Source organism: Methylobacterium hispanicum (assembly GCF_022179285.1).
Lineage (GTDB): Bacteria > Pseudomonadota > Alphaproteobacteria > Rhizobiales > Beijerinckiaceae > Methylobacterium > Methylobacterium hispanicum.
In genome coordinates this window covers 1-15,682 of record NZ_BPQO01000012.1, presented here as the reverse complement: position 1 = coordinate 15,682, position 15,682 = coordinate 1, and the positions used below count along the sequence as shown (strand labels likewise).

The window sequence follows — 15,682 nt, the reverse complement described above, 5'->3', positions numbered from 1 at the left end:
CTCAGCGGACCTGGTTGAGGAGTTCGGCGCCCTGGGTCACGATCCGCTTCCCCGGGGCCAGCCCGGACACGACCAGGACGTTGCCCGCGTCGAGGGGCTCGACCCGCACCTCGCGCGGCTGGAAGCGCTCGGGCGCGACGTGCTCGTACACGATGCTCTGGCCGTTGCCGCCGCGCACCACGCTCATGCGCGGCAGCGCCAACCCCGCCTGCTGGGCGTCCGTCGCGGCCAGCACGGTGACGAACTGGCCGGTGCGCAGTTCGGGCGGCGCGCCCTCCACCGCGAAGTGCATCGGCACCGCTTGGCTCCTGTCGGCGAGGCCGGCGCCCATGTAGGCCAGGCGCAGCATCCGGCCGTCCGCCAGGCGCGCCGTCGCGTCCTGCCCGCCCGCCAGCGCGTCGAAGCTCAGCGCCTCGACCCAGAGCCGGCTCGGATCGACGATCTGGAAGACCTGCACGCCGGGGCTCGCCATCTGGCCGGCCACCGCGCTCGCCTCCGCGACGACCCCGTCGACCGGCGCTCTCAGCGCCTCGGGCTGCTGGCGGATGTTGTCGAGGGCCGCGCGGCGGTCGTGCAGGCCCTTGAGTTCGGCCTGGGCATCCTCCAGCTGGACCTGCGAGACGGCGCCGCCCGGCGCGAGCTTGCGGTAGCGCTCGACCCGCCGCTCGGTGATCACGATCTGCTGGTCGAGTTCCCCCTGCCGCTGGCGCATGTCGGAGACGTCCACCGCCTGCACCGGGGGCGTCACGTAGGCGAGCACCTCGCCCTTGCGCACCCGCGCGCCCAGGCGCGGGAAGATCCCGGATTCCGGCGGCGAGAGGCGGCCGCCGACCGAGGATTGTACGACGCCGCTGGCGCTCGGATCGGGGACGATGCGGCCGGGCAGCTCGACCGTGCGTCGCAGGGTGTCGGAGGCGGTCACCACGGTCCGGACCGCGAGGACGCGCTGGGTGGGCTTGGGCACGAAGACCGAGCCGTCCGGCTGGCGTCGCGCGAGGTCCTGGGCGGAGGGCGCGGCCATCGGCGCGAGGGGGGGCGCGGACCCGCCTTCGCCGTGGCCCTCGTGCGCGAAGGCCCGGGGCGCGAAGGCGAGGGCGACGACGAGCACGACCAGGGCGGTGGCCGGCAGGTAGCGGCGGCCCCGCATCAGCAGCGTGACCGCGCTGCCCAGGAGGAAGCCGAGGCCGCCGACGGCGAGCGGCAAGGGATCCGCCTCCTTCAGGTGGCGCTGGAAATCGTGGGCCGCGGCGAGGCCGGCCGCCCAGGCCGAGGCACCCGCCGCCTCCGGTGCCGGCGGCGCCTCCGGAACGGTGAGCGAGACGGGGAACATGTCGGTCGTGCCCGATGCCGTCACCGTGAACAGCACCTCGTAGGCGCCGGGATGCTGGCTCCAATGGGCATCGAGCCCGTAGCTGCCGTCGGGCATCGGCAAGACCGGGACGGAGCCCTCCGGCGTCTCGGCCTGCACGACGGCGTCCGTCACCGGTTCGTTGGTGCCCGCGCGGTCGAGGAACACGGACAGACGACCGTCGCGGGCGATGGCGACCAGCTCGAGCGCCTCCGTGCTCGATGAGCCGCGCGGTGCGGTCGCCGTCGGCGGCGCCTGCGCCTCGCTGCCGTGATCGTGTCCCTCGTGGGCACGGGACGTCGGCGGCGCAGCGGCGCAGAGGCCGAGAGCCAGGACAGCCGTCCGCAGGGCGGCGGCGGAGAGGACACGCATGGGGAAACCGAGCCTTCGCGACAGGGAGGCTGGCGGCAGCCCTCAGGGGCCGCCGCTCAGGACGCGCATCGATGCGCGGACCTCAGGCGAAGGTTCGAGGGGGCTCGGGAAGGCTTTCGGGGGCGAGGCTGTCGAACAAGACCTCGTGGATGCCGGCCAGCATCCGACCGGGCCTCCAGCCGACCGCCACGGCCGGGAAGTCCCGGCGCAGGAAGGTCGCGTGGCAGCAGCAGTTCAGGCCGCAGGGGCTCGTCGGCGTCTCGTCGCCGGCAAGCTCGGCGCAGCCCGACAGGCCGAGGGTGCGTTCCGGGCCCGCCGCGTCCGGGTGAACCGCCGCGGCATGCTGCAGGACGCCGCCATGCCGCGCCCCGGCATGCGCATGTCCGGCACCCAGCACCGAGACGGCGACGAGCGACACGGCCAGGAGGACCGTGAGAAGCGAGCGCCAGAGGGAGCGGGTGGCCGACATGACGCCGCACGCTTAGCACGACGCGGGCTGTGCGGCCACGCGGTTTCTGGTGCCGATCGACACGCACGGATCGACACCTGCCGGCCAGCTAGGGCCGGCAGGCCCGGTCTCACCGGATGTTCTGCGCGTCGTACCCCGGCACGGGCGGCAGCGCGTCCGAGGACGGACCGAACAGGTCCTGATCCGCATCCCACGCGAAGTCCGGTGTCGGGCCCAGCTCGGCGTGATCGCCGAGGACCCGGCGTGCCGAGACGATCTTCTGGAACGCCTGCCGGCTGGTTCCGGCGTTGCGGGCCAGATCCTCCAGGCGGCGCAGCTTCTCGATCGTCAGGACCGTCGCCGCATCACGGCGTTCCGGTCCCTCCTGGGCGAGCTGCTGCACCAGCCAAGCGGTCTCACCATCGACGTCCGCAGCGTGCCCGTGCATGGCGATCCCTCCCCGTAACAGAGGCCTGGATCATGCTTTAGGCCCGGCGCGTCCGCCCCTCCTTAACCCTGGTGAAGATCGCGTGGATCGGCTCCGGAAGCGTGCGGGGCCGGAACGCGGCCGGGATCCGGCGGCACGTCGGGACGTGCCGCCGGCGCGGAGGCTCGGGGCCGGCCGGCGTTCACTCCGCGGCGACGGGCATCGCGTGGAGGGGCGTCACCCGCGCGGCGCAGAACTTGAACTCCGGGATCTTGCCCATCGGGTCGAGCGCCGGGTTGGTCAGCAGGTTGGCCGCGGCCTCGGCGTAGCAGAAGGGCATGAAGATCATGCCCTCCGGCACGTCGCGGTCGGAGCGCACCTTCAGCTCGACGGCGCCGCGGCGCGTCTCGAGCCGCATCGTGTCTCCCGGCTCCAGGCCGAGCCGGTAGAGCTCCTTGGGCGCCATGAAGGCCACGGCCTCCGGTTCGAGCGCGTCGAGCACGCCCGCCCGGCGGGTCATCGAGCCGGTGTGCCAGTGTTCCAGCACGCGCCCCGTCGAGAGCACCATCGGGAACTCCGCGTCCGGCACCTCGTCCGGCGGCACGATGGCGGCCGGCACGATCTTGGCGCGGCCGCTCTCGGTCGGGAAGCCGGCGTAGAAGATGATCTCGTTGCCGGGCTGGTCGGGCGCATCGACCGGGTAGGTCACCGCCCCCTCGCGCTCCAGCCGCTCCCAGGTGATGTTGTTCAGCGAGGGCATCACCTGCGCCATCTCGGCGAAGATGTCGGCAGGCCCCCCGTAGCTCCACGGCAGGCCCATGCGCCGGGCCAGCTCCTGGATGATCCACCAGTCCTGGCGCGCGTCGCCGGGCGGGCTGACGACGGGCTGGGCGATCTGCACGCGCCGGTCCGTGTTGGTGAAGCTGCCCGCCTTCTCGGCGAAGGCCGAGGCCGGCAGCACCACGTCGGCGTGGAAGGCCGTCTCGGTGAGGAAGAGGTCCTGCACCACGAGATGGTCGAGCATCGCGAGCGCGTGCCGGGCATGGTTGAGGTCGGGATCGGACATCGCCGGGTTCTCGCCCTCGACGAACATGCCGCGGATCTCGCCCGCGTGGATCGCCCGCATGATCTCGACGACGGTCAGGCCCCGCTGCGGATCGAGGGACTGGCCCCAGAACTCCTCGAAGAGCTCGCGCACCGCCGCCTTCTCGACGGACTGGTAGTCCGGGTAGACCATCGGGATCAGGCCGGCGTCGGAGGCGCCCTGCACGTTGTTCTGGCCGCGCAGCGGGTGCAGCCCCGTGCCCGGACGCCCGATCTGCCCGGTGATCAGCGCGAGCGCGATCAGGCAGCGGGAATTGTCGGTGCCGTGGACGTGCTGGCTGACGCCCATGCCCCAGAAGATGATCGAGGACTTGGCCCGGGCGTAGAGGCGTGCGACCTCCCGCAGGGTCTCCGCGTCGATGCCGCAGACCGGCGCCATCTTCTCCGGCGTGAAATCGACGATCTTCTCCTTCAGCGCCTCGAAGTTCTCCGTGTAGCCGGCGATGTACTGCTCGTCGTAGAGCTTCTCCTCCACGATGACATTGAGCATCGCGTTGAGCATCGCCACGTCGGTGCCGTTGCGGAAGGCAAGGTGCTTGTAGGCGTGCCGCGACAGGCTCTGGCGCCGCGGATCCATGATGATCAGCTTGGCGCCGCGCTGCTTCACCGCGTTCTTCAGGAAGGTCGCGGCGACGGGGTGGTTCACGGTCGGGTTGGCGCCGATGACGATGATCACCTCGGCATCGAGCGCGGCCGAGAAGGGCGCGGAGACGGCGCCCGAGTTCAGCCCCTCCATCAGGGCCGCCACCGACGAGGCGTGGCAGAGGCGCGTGCAGTGATCGACGTTGTTCGAGCCGAAGCCCAGCCGCACCAGCTTCTGGAAGAGGTAGGCCTCCTCGTTCGAGCCCTTGGCCGAGCCGAAGCCCGCGAGCGCCTTCGGCCCGCTGGTGTCACGGATCCGGACGAGCCCGGCGGCGGCGCGGTCGAGCGCCTCCTCCCAGCTGGCCTCGCGGAAATGGGTCCAGGGATTGGCCGGATCGACCTGATCGTTGGCGTCCTTGCCCACGTTGTCGAGGCGGATGAGGGGCTTCGTCAGCCGGTGGGGGTGGTGGACGTAGTCGAAGCCGAAGCGGCCCTTGACGCAGAGGCGGTTGTGGTTGGCCGGGCCGTTCAGGCCCTCGGCGTAGACGATCTTCTCGTCCTTGACCTTGTAGGAGATCTGGCAGCCGACACCGCAATAGGGGCAGAGCGAGGCGACCTCGCGGTCGGGATAGACCGTGCGGGTGTTGTGCTCGGCGTCGAGATAGGCCGAGGGCATCAGCGCGCCGGTGGGGCAGGCCTGCACGCACTCGCCGCAGGCGACGCAGGTCGAGCCGCCCATCGGGTCGTCGAAATCGAACACGACCTTCGCGTCGGCCGCCCGGTAGGCCATGCCGATCACGTCGTTGACCTGGACCTCGCGGCAGGCGCGGACGCAGAGGTTGCACTGGATGCAGGCGTCGAGGTTGACGCTCATGGCCGGGTGGCTGAAGTCGCCGGTCCAGCGCTCGGCCGCCGGGAAGCGGCTCTCCGTGATCTCGACGTGGTCGGCCTGGATCCAGAAATGCGAGGCCGGGTCGTGCGAGGTCGCCCGCTCCGGCTGGTCTGCGACCAGGAGTTCCAGCACCATGGCGCGGGCCTTCTCGGCCCGCTCGGTGGCGGACTTCACCTTCATGCCGACCGCCGGCGTGCGCTTGCACGAGGCCGCGAGCACCCGCTCGCCCTCGATCTCGACCATGCAGGCGCGGCAATTGCCGTCCGGCCGGTAGCCGGGCTCGGGCTTGTGGCAGAGATGCGGGATGTGGGTGCCGAGCCGCTTGGCGACCGCCCAGATCGTCTCGCCGGGCTGCGCCTCGACTTGGCGGCCGTCGAACTCGAACTGGATCGTCGGGGGCGCGCTCGGGCGCTCCGCGAGGCCGTAGAGGCCGGTGGGCTCGGGCGCGGCCTGGCCGCCGGCCTTCACGCCCTGCGTGTAGCTATTGGCTGCGGCAGGCCCCGCGCCGGGGGCGGGGCCACCGGCGTCCTGGGGCTCGGCGGCCCGGATCTCGGCCCGCTCGGTCTTGTCGCCGTGCGTTTCGGGTGCGTTGCTCATGCGTCCGCTCCAGTCTGGGGCGTCTGTGTCGGGCTTTCGGTCGGGCGCGCGATCGTCATTCGGCCGCGACCGCGCGCGGGGCCGGGAAGAGGTCCGGGAAATACTTGATCACGGAGCTGACCGGGTTCGAGGCCGCCTGACCCAGGCCGCAGATCGAGGCGTCGCGCATGCACTGCGCGAGTTCGCCGAGGAGGTCCGTGTCCCAGACGCCGTTCTCCATCAGCATGCGGGCCTTCTGCGTGCCGGAGCGGCAGGGCGTGCACTGCCCGCAGCTCTCGTCCTCGAAGAAGCGCATCAGGTTGAGCGCGGCGCCGCGCACGTCGTCCTGGTCCGACAGCACCACGACCGCGGCCGAGCCGATGAAGCAGCCGTACTTCTCGAGCGTGCCGAAATCGAGCGGGATGTCGTTCATCGAGGCGGGCAGGATGCCGCCCGAGGCGCCGCCCGGCAGGTAGGCCGCGAAGGCGTGGCCCTCGCTGAGGCCGCCGCAATACTCGTCGATCAGCTCCTGGATGGTGAGGCCGGCGGGCGCGAGCTTCACGCCCGGCTGCCGCACGCGCCCCGACACCGAGTAGGAGCGCAGGCCCACGCGGCCGTTGCGGCCGTGGCTCTTCCACCAGCCGGCGCCGCGCTCGAGGAGATCGCGCACCCAGAACAGGGTCTCGACGTTGTTGATGAGCGTCGGGCGGTTGAAGAGGCCGACCTGGAACGGGAAGGGCGGCTTGTGCCGCGGCAGCCCGCGCTTGCCCTCGAGCGACTCGATGAGCGAGGATTCCTCGCCGCAGATATAGGCGCCGGCCCCGCGGCGCAGATGGATGCGCGGGCCGCCCTCGGGCAGCTTGGCGATCTCGCGGGCCAGGATCTCCCGGGCGATCGGGTACTCGTCGCGCAGGTAGATGTAGACGTCCGCGGCCTCGACCACGTGGGCGCCGATCAGCATGCCTTCCAGGAAGCGGTGCGGGTCGGTGTTCAGGTAGAGCTGGTCCTTGAACGTGCCGGGCTCGCCCTCGTCGCCGTTCACCGCCATCAGGCGCGGGCCCGGCTCGCCGCGCACCGAGCGCCACTTGCGGCCCGTGGGGAAGCCCGCCCCGCCCAGCCCCCGCAGGCCGCCGTCGTCGAGCACCGCGAGCACGTCGTCGACCGTGAGCGCCCCGCTGCGGATCCGCTCCAGCGTGGCGTAGCCGCCCTCGGCCCGGTAGGCGTCGTAATCGGTGTAGGCCGGGATGTGGGCGTGCGTGTCCTGCGCCTCCACCGCCGCCTTCACGGCCGCCACGTCGGCGCGGTGCAGGAAGTTGTGCCCCACCTCGACGGCGGGCGCGTGGTCGCAGAGCCCGACGCAGGGCGCGCGCACGACGCGCACGTCGCCGCCGAGTTCCGCCTGCAGGGTCTCCAGGAGCTTCTCGGCGCCGAACATCGCGCAGGTGATGCTGTCGCAGACCCGAACCGTGAGCCGGGGGATGGCGGCCTCGCCCTCCTTCACCACGTCGAAATGCGCGTAGAACGTTGCGGTCTCGAACACCTCCGCGAAGGCGAGGCGCATCTCGTCGGCCAGAGCCGCCAGATGGGCGGCGCTGATCTGGCCGTAGGTGTCCTGGATCAGGTGCAGGTGCTCGATCAGGAGGTCGCGCTGGCGCGGGCGGTCGCCGAGCAGCGCCTCGATCTCCACCTTCGCGCGCGGCTCGACCTGCCGCCCCTTCGGCACCGGCCTCGCCCGCTCCCGGCCCCGGCCGGGATGCGCGAATTGCCTGACAGTCCCCGGAGCCTCACTCATGATGCGATCTGATTTCCAGCTGTTGAGACGGACGGTTGAGGTGGGGCGGCTACTGCCCGCCGAAGGCGCGCAGCGGCTGCCCGGCCTCGGACCGGTGCTCCATGACGACCGCGCCGCTCGTCTCGTCCAGCGACGCGATGCGGGGGCCGACGACCGCCCGAAGCTCGATCTCGAAGCCGTCGAGGGCGGCGTTCAACCGGTCTGCCTTGCCGGCCCGCGCGTCATCCCGCAACCCCGGCTCGAGAGGCTCGACGAGAGCCTCGAGCAGGGTCGCGCGGACCTGATCGACGAGGTCCCGGGTGAGCGGCGGCTTGGCGGCCGCCGCATACGCCTCGGCGACGGCGTCCGCCCAGAAGGCTGCATCGTGCTCGGCGTTCATGCTCAGGCCTGCTCGTTCACTCAAACTCGTTCGAGCCGCACATGAGGGTCCGGATCGGTCGCACGGACGGCGGTCGGCCTTTGGTATACCACATGGCAGCCGCGTTGGAATGATTGTTATATCGGTTTGGTGACTTTGCAAAATGCTGCAGCGCAGCGTCCGCGGCCGCGCCGCAGCTAGATCCGGATCGGAACGCCTGACGCGGGATCGCCGCGCGGACGGCCGCGACCGCCGGTGCGGGGGCGCTGGTCCGCCTCGGACGCTGTGGACGGGCCCGCCTGCCTTCGAAGCGTCAAGCTTTCAGCCCAAGCCCGACCCAATCGGGCGCGATCCGGTCGACCATGATCGCTGCTTCCCGCTCCCTCATCCGCGAGCATCGCGAGATCGCGGGCGTGCTCGCCTCCTCGGGCCTGTTCTTTGCCGGGCTTCTGACGCTCGCGACGCTCCTGTGACGGCGCCATCGGCCCGCGCCATCGGCCCGCGCCGCCGGCCATCCGCTTGGGCCACGGCCGCGCATGTGCCATGGTACCGAATGATTTCCAGAGACGAATGCGCCCGCGACCTCCGCTCCTTCATCCGAGCCGGGAAGCGCGAGGATCTCGGCGCGGCACAGGATCTGCTGCTCCACTACGCGCTGTGCCAGAAGGGAGCGGAAGCGCGCGCGGCCGCCCTGGATGACCTGCAGGTTGCGCTGACGGGCTACCGCGTGCCCGACATGACGAACGATCAGCGCGCCTTCGACATGGCCGTCGTGGGCATGATCGAGCAGACCAAGGTCGCGGTCGTGCGGCAGGCCCGGCCCGTTGGGTGAGCGCGGCCGCGTGCCGTCCCGTCGAACCGGCGGCACCCTTGCGCCTGGGCGCGGATGCGGCCCGTGCACCGCGTGCTGCAGCATCCTGGAAATCGAAGCCCTCGGCAAACCCGCGGGCATCCTGTGCGGGCACAATACCGGCGCGGCCTGCGGTATCTACGCGCAGCGGCCGGACGCCTGTGCCCGGTGGCACTGCCTCTGGCGCAGGATCGACAGCTTGCCGGACGCGCTGAGGCCGGATCGGTCCGGGGTGATGTTCTCGATGGATAGCCGGCCGCCGGTCGCCGGGGCACCGGAGGGAGCCTGCATCGTGGGCCGCGCCGTCGCGGGCGTGCAGACCTTCGACGAAGGGCGGGTGAGCGAGGCGTTCGCAATGTTCGTCCGGGAAGGGTCCCTGCCGGTGTGGCGGGCCTGCGGTGATGCGGCGACCCTGATGTATGCCGGGCCCGGGCGCCCGCCGGACGACGCGACGGCCTCCGGGACGCGCCGTTGAGGTGCGGCCCCGCGGGTGAACCCGACCCGGCGCGGCCTTACAGCGACACGATCGTGCTGGCCGTCAGGTAGAGGCCGAGCACGAGCATCGCGATCAGGAACCACCGTCGGAACCCCTCCGGGTCCATCCGCTGGCGGACCGCCTGGCCCGCGAACATCCCCGCGAAGGCCGTTCCCATGGCGACGAGTCCGGGCAGGGCCGTCGAGGCGTCGAGGAGGCCCACGCTCGTGAGGTTGAACGCCTGCGCCAGGGTCGCCACCGTGAAGAACACGCCGAGCGCCTGCACCAGCTCGTCCTTCTCCAACCCGATTGACTGCAGGTAGGGCATCGACGGGATCACCTGGATGCCCGTGGCGGCCGAGATCACGCCCGTGAGGAGGCCGACGACGCCCCCGACCCATTTCTCGTTCCGGGGTGGCGTCCGGAACTGCAGGCGCGTCAGCCCGAGCCAGGCGTAGACCACCAGGAGGAACCCGAGCACGATCGTGGCGTAGCGCGCGTAGGGACCCGCCATCAGCGCGCCCGCGCCCCAGATCGCGAAGCCCGTGCCGAGGAGCAGCGGCCACAGCCTGCGCAGGATGCCGGGCAGGTACGGGCCGGCGAAGGTCTGCCAGAGGTTGGTGACGATGGCGGGCACGATGACGATGGTCAGGGCCTGCAGCGGAGTCATCGCCACCGCGAGCAGGCCCATCGAGACGGTGGGCAGACCGAGGCCGATCACGCCCTTCACGAAGCCGGCGATGCCGAAGACGGCGGCGATGAGGACGAGCATGGCGGGGGATCTGGCTGACGGTCTCGACGGACGACCCGGATCGCGCGTCCTGCCGCGGGAGGCGCCGGAGCGTCCCCGAGATCAGGCGCGCGAGGCCGTCACTTCCTCAGCGGCACGCCCTTCGTGGTGAAGCGCGGCCCGCCACCCGCGCGGCGCACGGGCCGTTGCGGTCCGCCCGCCTTGCCCGCGCCCGCGCCCGTTCCCGGCGGCTGCGAGAACGGGACCAGCTGGTCCGGCCTCGGCCCGATCAGGTCCGCGCGGCCCATCTCCCGCAGCGCCTCGCGAAGCAGGGGCCAGTTCTCGGGGTCGTGGTAGCGCAGGAACGCCTTGTGGAGGCGCCGCTGCCGCAGGCCCTTGATCGCCTCGACCGGCTCGGCTCCGCCGCGCCGCACGCCCCGCAGCGGGTTGATCTCGGTGTGATACATCGCCGTGGCGGTGGCCATGGGCGAGGGCAGGAACGTCTGGACCTGGTCGGCCCGGTAGTCGTTCTTCTTGAGCCAGAGCGCGAGGTGCATCATGTCCTCGTCGGTCGTGCCCGGATGGGCGGCGATGAAGTACGGGATCAGGTAGTACTTCTTGCCCGCTTCCTTCGCGGCGGCGTCGAACATCTCCTTGAAGCGGTCGTAGGTGCCGATCCCCGGCTTCATCATCTTGTCGAGGGGCCCGCGCTCGGTGTGCTCGGGCGCGATCTTGAGGCGGCCGCCGACGTGATGGGTCACGAGCTCCTTGACGTATTCGGGACTCCGGACCGCGAGGTCGTAGCGCACGCCCGAGGCCACCATCACCTTCTTGACGCCCTTCACCTCGCGCACCTTGCGGTAGAGCCGGATCAGGTCGTCGTGCGAGGTGTTCAGGTTCGGGCAGATGTCCGGGAAGACGCAGGACGGCAACCGGCAGGCCGCCTCGATCTTCGGGTCCTTGCAGGCCATCCGGTACATGTTCGCGGTCGGCCCCCCGACATCCGAGATCACGCCCGTGAAGCCCGGCGTCTTGTCGCGGATCCGCTCGATCTCGCGCAGGATCGAGCCCTCCGAGCGGTTCTGGATGACCCGGCCCTCGTGCTCGGTGATGGAGCAGAAGGTGCAGCCGCCGAAGCAGCCGCGCATGATCGTGACCGAGAACTTGATCATGTCCCAGGCGGGGATCTTCGCGTCGCCGTAGGACGGGTGCGGCGCGCGGGCGTAGGGCAGGTCGTAGACCGCGTCCATCTCGTCGCTGGAGAGCGGGATCGGCGGCGGGTTCAGCCACAGGTCGCGGTCGCCGTGGCGCTGGACGAGCGGGCGCGCGTTGCCGGGGTTGGCTTCCCGGTGCAGCACGCGCGAGGCGCGGGCATAGGCCTCCTTGTCGTCCTTGACCTCGTCGTAGGCGGGGAGCCGGATCACGGTGTCGCCGGGCCGGCGGGCCGCGGCCTCGTCGGCCGAATCGAGGTCGTCGGCGGGCAGCTCGGTGTAGTGGCCGGGCACGCGGCGGAACAGGGCGACGCCCCGGACGGAGTCGATCTCCTGCGGCGCCTCGCCGGCCGCGAGGCGGTTCGCCACCTCGACCACGGCGCGCTCGGCGTTGCCGTAGATCAGCAGGTCGGCCTTGGCGTCCGCCAGGATCGAGCGGCGCACCTTGTCGGACCAGTAATCGTAGTGGGCGATGCGGCGCAGCGACGCCTCGATGCCGCCGAGCACGATCGGCACGTCCTTGTAGGCCTCGCGGCAGCGCTGCGTGTAGACGATGGTGCAGCGGTCCGGACGCCGTCCGCCTTCGCCGCCGGCCGTGTAGGCGTCGTCGTGGCGCAGCCGGCGGTCCGCCGTGTAGCGGTTCACCATCGAGTCGAGGTTGCCGCCGGTGACGCCGAAGAAGAGCCTGGGCTTGCCGAGCGCCCGGAACGGCTCGGCCGACTGCCAGTCGGGCTGCGCGATGATGCCGACCCTGAACCCCTGCGATTCGAGCAGCCGGCCGATGATCGCCATGCCGAAGCTGGGATGATCCACGTAGGCGTCGCCCGTGACCAGGACGACGTCGCAGGCGTCCCACCCGAGTGCCGCCATCTCGGCGCGGCTCATCGGCAGGAACGGCGCCGCCCTGCCGGTCGGCGGCGGTTTGTGGGCGAAGGGCGCCGGGGGTCGCTCGGTCGAAGCTCGGAGTTCCATGGCGGCATCCATAGTCCGCCGCGACCGCGATCTCAACGAATGGCGGGCGGGACGCTGGGCCGGACCTGCCCGTCCTGTCGGCGCCCGCATTGCCTTGATGACTGCCTCGAGGAATGCCTCGATAGCAGGCATCCTGCCTTTCCAGGTTGCAATTTCGACCGCCGTCCGTAAACCGGACTCTGGTATACCAGAATGCCGTGCCGACCGTCCGAGCGTCTGCCCGCGGAACGGGCAGCTCCGGCATCGGTGACGGCGAGCGAGGGACGCGCGCGGATGTCCAAGACGGTCAGCACCGGAGAGGCCGGCACCGCGTCCGGGTTTCGCTTGTTCAGACCGATCCTGGCCGGGGCGACCCTGAGAGAGCGGCTCGTCGCCTGCCTGGGGGCGCTGGTGGGCATCACGCTGACCGGCCTGATCTGCGGTCTGGTCTTCGGCCAGGGACCCCACATCCCGCTCATCGTCGCCCCGATGGGCGCCTCGGCCGTGCTGCTGTTCGCCGTGCCGGCCAGTCCCCTCGCGCAGCCCTGGTCGATCATCGGCGGCAACACGATCTCGGCCTTCATGGGGGTGCTTGCCGCCCACTTCATCCCGGACCCGGTCATCGCCATCGGCGTCGGCGTCTCGCTGGCCATCGCGGCGATGTCGCTCACCCGCTCCCTGCACCCGCCCGGCGGCGCGGCCGCGCTGACGGCGCTGATTGGCGGCCCGGCCGTCACCTCCGCGGGCTTCCTGTTCCCGCTGTTCCCGGTCTGCGTGAACTCGGTCATCCTGGTCGCGCTCGGCGTCGCCTTCCACAAGGTGTCGCGCCGCAACTACCCGCACGCTCCCGTCGCGGCGCCGGTCAACACCCACGGGACGGCGGACCTGCCCGCGCCCCTGCGGGTCGGCTTCCGGCCGGAGGACGTGGACGCCGCCCTGCTCGAACTGCACGAGACGCTGGACATCGACCGCGCCGACATCGACCGGCTTCTGCGTCAGGTCGAACTTCGCGCGCTCGTGCGGACGCAGGGCGATCTCACCTGCGGCGAGGTGATGTCGCGCGACGTGGTGACGGTGGGGCTGGATGGGCGTGCGGAGCGGGCGCGCGAACTCCTGATCGCCCACAACATCCGCACGCTGCCCGTCGTGGACCGGGCCGGCCGGCTCGCGGGCACGCTCGGCCTGCGCGAGCTGACGCTGCACGGCGATGTCGGCATCGCGCAGGTGATGTCGGAGGCCCGGACGACCGGGCCGGACGAGCCGGTGGTCTCGCTGGCCCCCTCGCTCACGGACGGCCGCACGCACGCGGTGGTCGTCGTCGACGGCGACCGGCGGGTCCTCGGGATCATCACCCAGACCGACCTGCTCGCGACCCTGACGCGTCTCCTCTCGGCCAGGGCGGTGGCACCCGCGGAATCGGTTCCGGCCTAGGCGCGCGCGCCGGTTCGAGCGAGGGCGCGCCGCCGCGGCGGAGCCGTTGGCCCGGTTGTTGCCAGAGACCCCGCAATCCTGGCACGGCCAGGTCCGCGGGATCGAGCCGATGCAAGACGGGGCGCTTCTCCTCCACCTCCTGCACGCCGCCCTGATGGCGGCGAGCATGATGCTGACCTGGCAGGTCCATCGCCTCCGCAAGCCCGCGGCGAAATAGGGTCGATCTCCGCGGGCGGTGCGACTCGGGGCAAACGTCCTGCCGAGGTGCGGGCAGAGGGCGAATTCCGGTGCCGGGCCCGCCCTCCGGTTCCGCCACGGCCCCCGCCGCCGACGTTCAGCCCTTCCGGCCCTGCTTGTAGCTCTGGATGGCGTTCTGGCATCCGGGTGAGAGCTTCGACAGGTTCTTCTCGAAGCAGGCCTGCGTCTCCGGGCCGTCCTCGGGCGGCATGTCCCCGCAGAACGTCGTGAAATCCCCCATGCATTGCTGCTGGAGGAGCGCCTTGTCGTCCGCGGACATCGGCGCTGCCAGGGCGGCGTTCGCCACGCCCGCCAGAAGTGCAACAGACGTCACGATGCGTACCAGCATGGTGTGCTTCCGATCCGTTCAGAGAAACCGGGACGAAAGTCGCGACGGCGCGAAAACGTTGCATGCGACGCTGCCGTATTCGACCGCATGCGGCGCTCGGGGCGGGAGGCCCGCCCGTGGTCCGCGAGATCGACGGCTGCGAGGTCAGCCCGGCCTCGCTCCGGCGCATGCCCGACAGGCCGTCGTCCGGGGCAGGCGGCCGAACGGCCGGCGCGACCTCGATCGGCGAGCCGGCGCCGGGGCGCCCGCGCGTGGCGCTCAGGCGAGCGCGAGTTCGAGGGCCAGGTCGGTCAGGTAGAAGGCGATGCGGTGGCTCGCCTCGCGGTCCGCGCAATCGATGCTGAACCCCACCCTGAGGGTCTCTCCCTCGTAGCGGCGCATCACCGACTCGGCCATGAGGGCGGCCTCGCGCTCGGCCGGCGCGTGCAGGACGCGTCGGCCGTCTTGCGTTTCCAGTGTCACCCGGAAGAACGTCTGGGGCATCATGGAACGCTCCCCTCGGGCCCAGGGCCGGCCGACCCGCAACTCCCTATCAACGACCGGGCGGATGAAACCGATCCCGGATCGTACAGCAAAATAAATACTCTTGCGGCGGACCGGCGCAGGAACCCCGCTCCGGCGATTCCCGGCCCGCGGAGTACGCGCTCCGTGCGCTCGAGGATCCGGGCCGGGACCTGCGCCGGGCCGCGCCTACTGCGACAGCAGGAGCTTGCCCGAGATCGGCCCGACGCCCTTGGGCACCGGCACACTCGTCTGGTCGTAGTTGGCGTTCAGGTAGAGGTTCGGTCCCTCGTAGAGGTTGACCTGCTGGGCCACCACGACCGTGTAGGCGGATTGGTCCGCCACCGGGCGCTTCGCATCGATCACCACGCGCCCGGCCGGCAGGTAGATCGTGCCCAGCATGGTGCGGGCGTTGTCGCTGATGATGCGGTAGGTCCGCATCGCCTTGCTCTGGCCGAGCGGCGGCGGTGTCGGCGCGATGGTGTCGCCGTAATCGACATCCACCACGTCGCTCGGATCGAGGGGTGTCTCGACCGCACGCTCCTCCATCATCAGGAGGCCGGCCATCGTGCCGGTGGTCGGCGCCGTGAGGCTGATGGTCGTCTTCTTGTCGAAGACGAGCCCGCTCGTGTTCCCGGTGAAGTAGAAGGCCACGTCCCTGCCGGTCATCGTCGCGGACTTGTCCACGATCAGGGGGCCATCCTTCATCACGTAGATCCCAGGCCGCAGCGTCACGACCGCGTTATTGGTGATCTGCAGGCCGCCGCAATAGGTGCCGGGCTCGAGCGTGACGCTCTGATCGATCTGGTTCGCCGGCGTGTTGGGCTTCTGCTTCGGCGGCTTCTTCGCGGACGAGGGAAGCGTCATGCACGCGCCGATGCCGGGCGCGGGCCGGTCCTTGAGCGGATCCTCGATCACCGGGCATCCGGTCTGGGGCGGGGGGGCGAAGTTGGCCCGCAGGCCGAGATAGCCGCCGGCCGAGCAGATCGTGTCGGCGCGCGCCATCGCGTTGTCGCCGCCCACCATCCCGGAGACGTTGGCCGAGTTC

13 protein-coding genes and 1 pseudogene are annotated in these 15,682 nt (G+C 71.1%); 3 read left to right on the top strand and 11 right to left on the bottom strand.

Annotation, left to right across the window (positions count from 1 at the left end):
- Position 1 precedes the first annotated feature (1 nt).
- From MFF56_RS14860 to MFF56_RS14835, 6 genes are all read right to left on the bottom strand, one after another.
- Complete coding sequence (locus MFF56_RS14860; protein WP_066920320.1) at positions 2 to 1,720, bottom strand: efflux RND transporter periplasmic adaptor subunit; 1,719 nt, start codon at positions 1,718 to 1,720, stop codon at positions 2 to 4.
- Between the two features lie 82 nt (positions 1,721 to 1,802).
- Positions 1,803 to 2,189: a hypothetical protein gene (locus MFF56_RS14855; protein ID WP_066920321.1), complete on the bottom strand. Its 387-nt coding sequence runs from the start codon at positions 2,187 to 2,189 to the stop codon at positions 1,803 to 1,805.
- A 109-nt stretch (positions 2,190 to 2,298) separates the two neighbouring features.
- Positions 2,299 to 2,616, bottom strand: coding sequence for a hypothetical protein (locus MFF56_RS14850; RefSeq protein WP_066920324.1), 318 nt, complete (start codon positions 2,614 to 2,616; stop codon positions 2,299 to 2,301).
- A 181-nt stretch (positions 2,617 to 2,797) separates the two neighbouring features.
- On the bottom strand, positions 2,798 to 5,770 hold the full coding sequence (fdhF, locus tag MFF56_RS14845) for a formate dehydrogenase subunit alpha (protein ID WP_238230287.1): 2,973 nt from the start codon (positions 5,768 to 5,770) through the stop codon (positions 2,798 to 2,800).
- Positions 5,771 to 5,825: 55 nt separating this feature from the next.
- A complete protein-coding gene (locus tag MFF56_RS14840; protein ID WP_238230285.1) occupies positions 5,826 to 7,541 on the bottom strand; it encodes an NAD(P)H-dependent oxidoreductase subunit E in 1,716 nt (571 codons plus the stop codon).
- Positions 7,542 to 7,590: 49 nt separating this feature from the next.
- Positions 7,591 to 7,920, bottom strand: coding sequence for a hypothetical protein (locus MFF56_RS14835; protein ID WP_066921155.1), 330 nt, complete (start codon positions 7,918 to 7,920; stop codon positions 7,591 to 7,593).
- Between the two features lie 532 nt (positions 7,921 to 8,452).
- On the opposite strand from MFF56_RS14835, the gene MFF56_RS14830 reads away from it, so the two are divergent.
- Entirely contained in the window at positions 8,453 to 8,731 is a 279-nt protein-coding gene (locus MFF56_RS14830; protein ID WP_066921152.1) for a hypothetical protein, read from the top strand.
- Positions 8,724 to 9,224 carry a hypothetical protein gene (locus MFF56_RS14825; RefSeq protein ID WP_238230283.1) on the top strand — a complete coding sequence of 167 codons (501 nt, stop codon included), beginning with the start codon at positions 8,724 to 8,726 and terminating at the stop codon, positions 9,222 to 9,224. The genes MFF56_RS14830 and MFF56_RS14825 overlap by 8 nt, the downstream gene beginning before the upstream one ends.
- 37 nt (positions 9,225 to 9,261) lie before the next feature.
- Here the strand turns inward: MFF56_RS14825 and MFF56_RS14820 are convergent, their stop codons facing one another.
- Both MFF56_RS14820 and MFF56_RS14815 read right to left on the bottom strand, forming a co-directional pair.
- The gene (locus MFF56_RS14820) at positions 9,262 to 9,996 is read right to left on the bottom strand and encodes a sulfite exporter TauE/SafE family protein (protein WP_066921150.1); all 735 of its coding nucleotides are present in this window, start codon (positions 9,994 to 9,996) and stop codon (positions 9,262 to 9,264) included.
- A gap of 98 nt (positions 9,997 to 10,094) precedes the next feature.
- Entirely contained in the window at positions 10,095 to 12,137 is a 2,043-nt protein-coding gene (locus MFF56_RS14815) for a YgiQ family radical SAM protein (protein WP_066921148.1), read from the bottom strand.
- A 273-nt stretch (positions 12,138 to 12,410) separates the two neighbouring features.
- Between MFF56_RS14815 and MFF56_RS14810 the strand changes: the two genes are divergently transcribed.
- Positions 12,411 to 13,547, top strand: coding sequence for an HPP family protein (locus tag MFF56_RS14810; RefSeq protein ID WP_066921146.1), 1,137 nt, complete (start codon positions 12,411 to 12,413; stop codon positions 13,545 to 13,547).
- Between the two features lie 334 nt (positions 13,548 to 13,881).
- On the opposite strand, the gene MFF56_RS14805 is transcribed toward MFF56_RS14810, so the two are convergent.
- The 3 genes and pseudogenes from MFF56_RS14805 to MFF56_RS14795 form a co-directional block, all read right to left on the bottom strand.
- Positions 13,882 to 14,133 (bottom strand): hypothetical protein, encoded by a 252-nt coding sequence (locus MFF56_RS14805; RefSeq protein WP_066921144.1) that lies wholly within the window; start codon positions 14,131 to 14,133, stop codon positions 13,882 to 13,884.
- Positions 14,134 to 14,391: 258 nt separating this feature from the next.
- Positions 14,392 to 14,619, bottom strand: a complete 228-nt coding sequence (locus MFF56_RS14800) for a hypothetical protein (RefSeq protein ID WP_066921142.1) — start codon at positions 14,617 to 14,619, stop codon at positions 14,392 to 14,394.
- Positions 14,620 to 14,823: 204 nt separating this feature from the next.
- Positions 14,824 to 15,682: pseudogene (locus MFF56_RS14795) on the bottom strand (hypothetical protein); the annotation flags it as partial.

Excerpts from the sequence above, each read along its gene's own strand:
- MFF56_RS14820 (WP_066921150.1), bottom strand. The coding sequence starts at position 9,996 with ATGCTCGTCCTCATCGCCGCCGTCTTCGGCATCGCCGGCTTCGTGAAG.
- MFF56_RS14860 (WP_066920320.1), bottom strand. The coding sequence starts at position 1,720 with ATGCGTGTCCTCTCCGCCGCCGCCCTGCGGACGGCTGTCCTGGCTCTC.
- MFF56_RS14850 (WP_066920324.1), bottom strand. The coding sequence starts at position 2,616 with ATGCACGGGCACGCTGCGGACGTCGATGGTGAGACCGCTTGGCTGGTG.
- MFF56_RS14840 (WP_238230285.1), bottom strand. The coding sequence starts at position 7,541 with ATGAGTGAGGCTCCGGGGACTGTCAGGCAATTCGCGCATCCCGGCCGG.
- MFF56_RS14830 (WP_066921152.1), top strand. The coding sequence starts at position 8,453 with ATGATTTCCAGAGACGAATGCGCCCGCGACCTCCGCTCCTTCATCCGA.
- MFF56_RS14815 (WP_066921148.1), bottom strand. The coding sequence starts at position 12,137 with ATGGAACTCCGAGCTTCGACCGAGCGACCCCCGGCGCCCTTCGCCCAC.
- MFF56_RS14800 (WP_066921142.1), bottom strand. The coding sequence starts at position 14,619 with ATGATGCCCCAGACGTTCTTCCGGGTGACACTGGAAACGCAAGACGGC.
- MFF56_RS14835 (WP_066921155.1), bottom strand. The coding sequence starts at position 7,920 with ATGAACGCCGAGCACGATGCAGCCTTCTGGGCGGACGCCGTCGCCGAG.
- MFF56_RS14810 (WP_066921146.1), top strand. The coding sequence starts at position 12,411 with ATGTCCAAGACGGTCAGCACCGGAGAGGCCGGCACCGCGTCCGGGTTT.
- MFF56_RS14855 (WP_066920321.1), bottom strand. The coding sequence starts at position 2,189 with ATGTCGGCCACCCGCTCCCTCTGGCGCTCGCTTCTCACGGTCCTCCTG.
- MFF56_RS14805 (WP_066921144.1), bottom strand. The coding sequence starts at position 14,133 with ATGCTGGTACGCATCGTGACGTCTGTTGCACTTCTGGCGGGCGTGGCG.
- fdhF (WP_238230287.1), bottom strand. The coding sequence starts at position 5,770 with ATGAGCAACGCACCCGAAACGCACGGCGACAAGACCGAGCGGGCCGAG.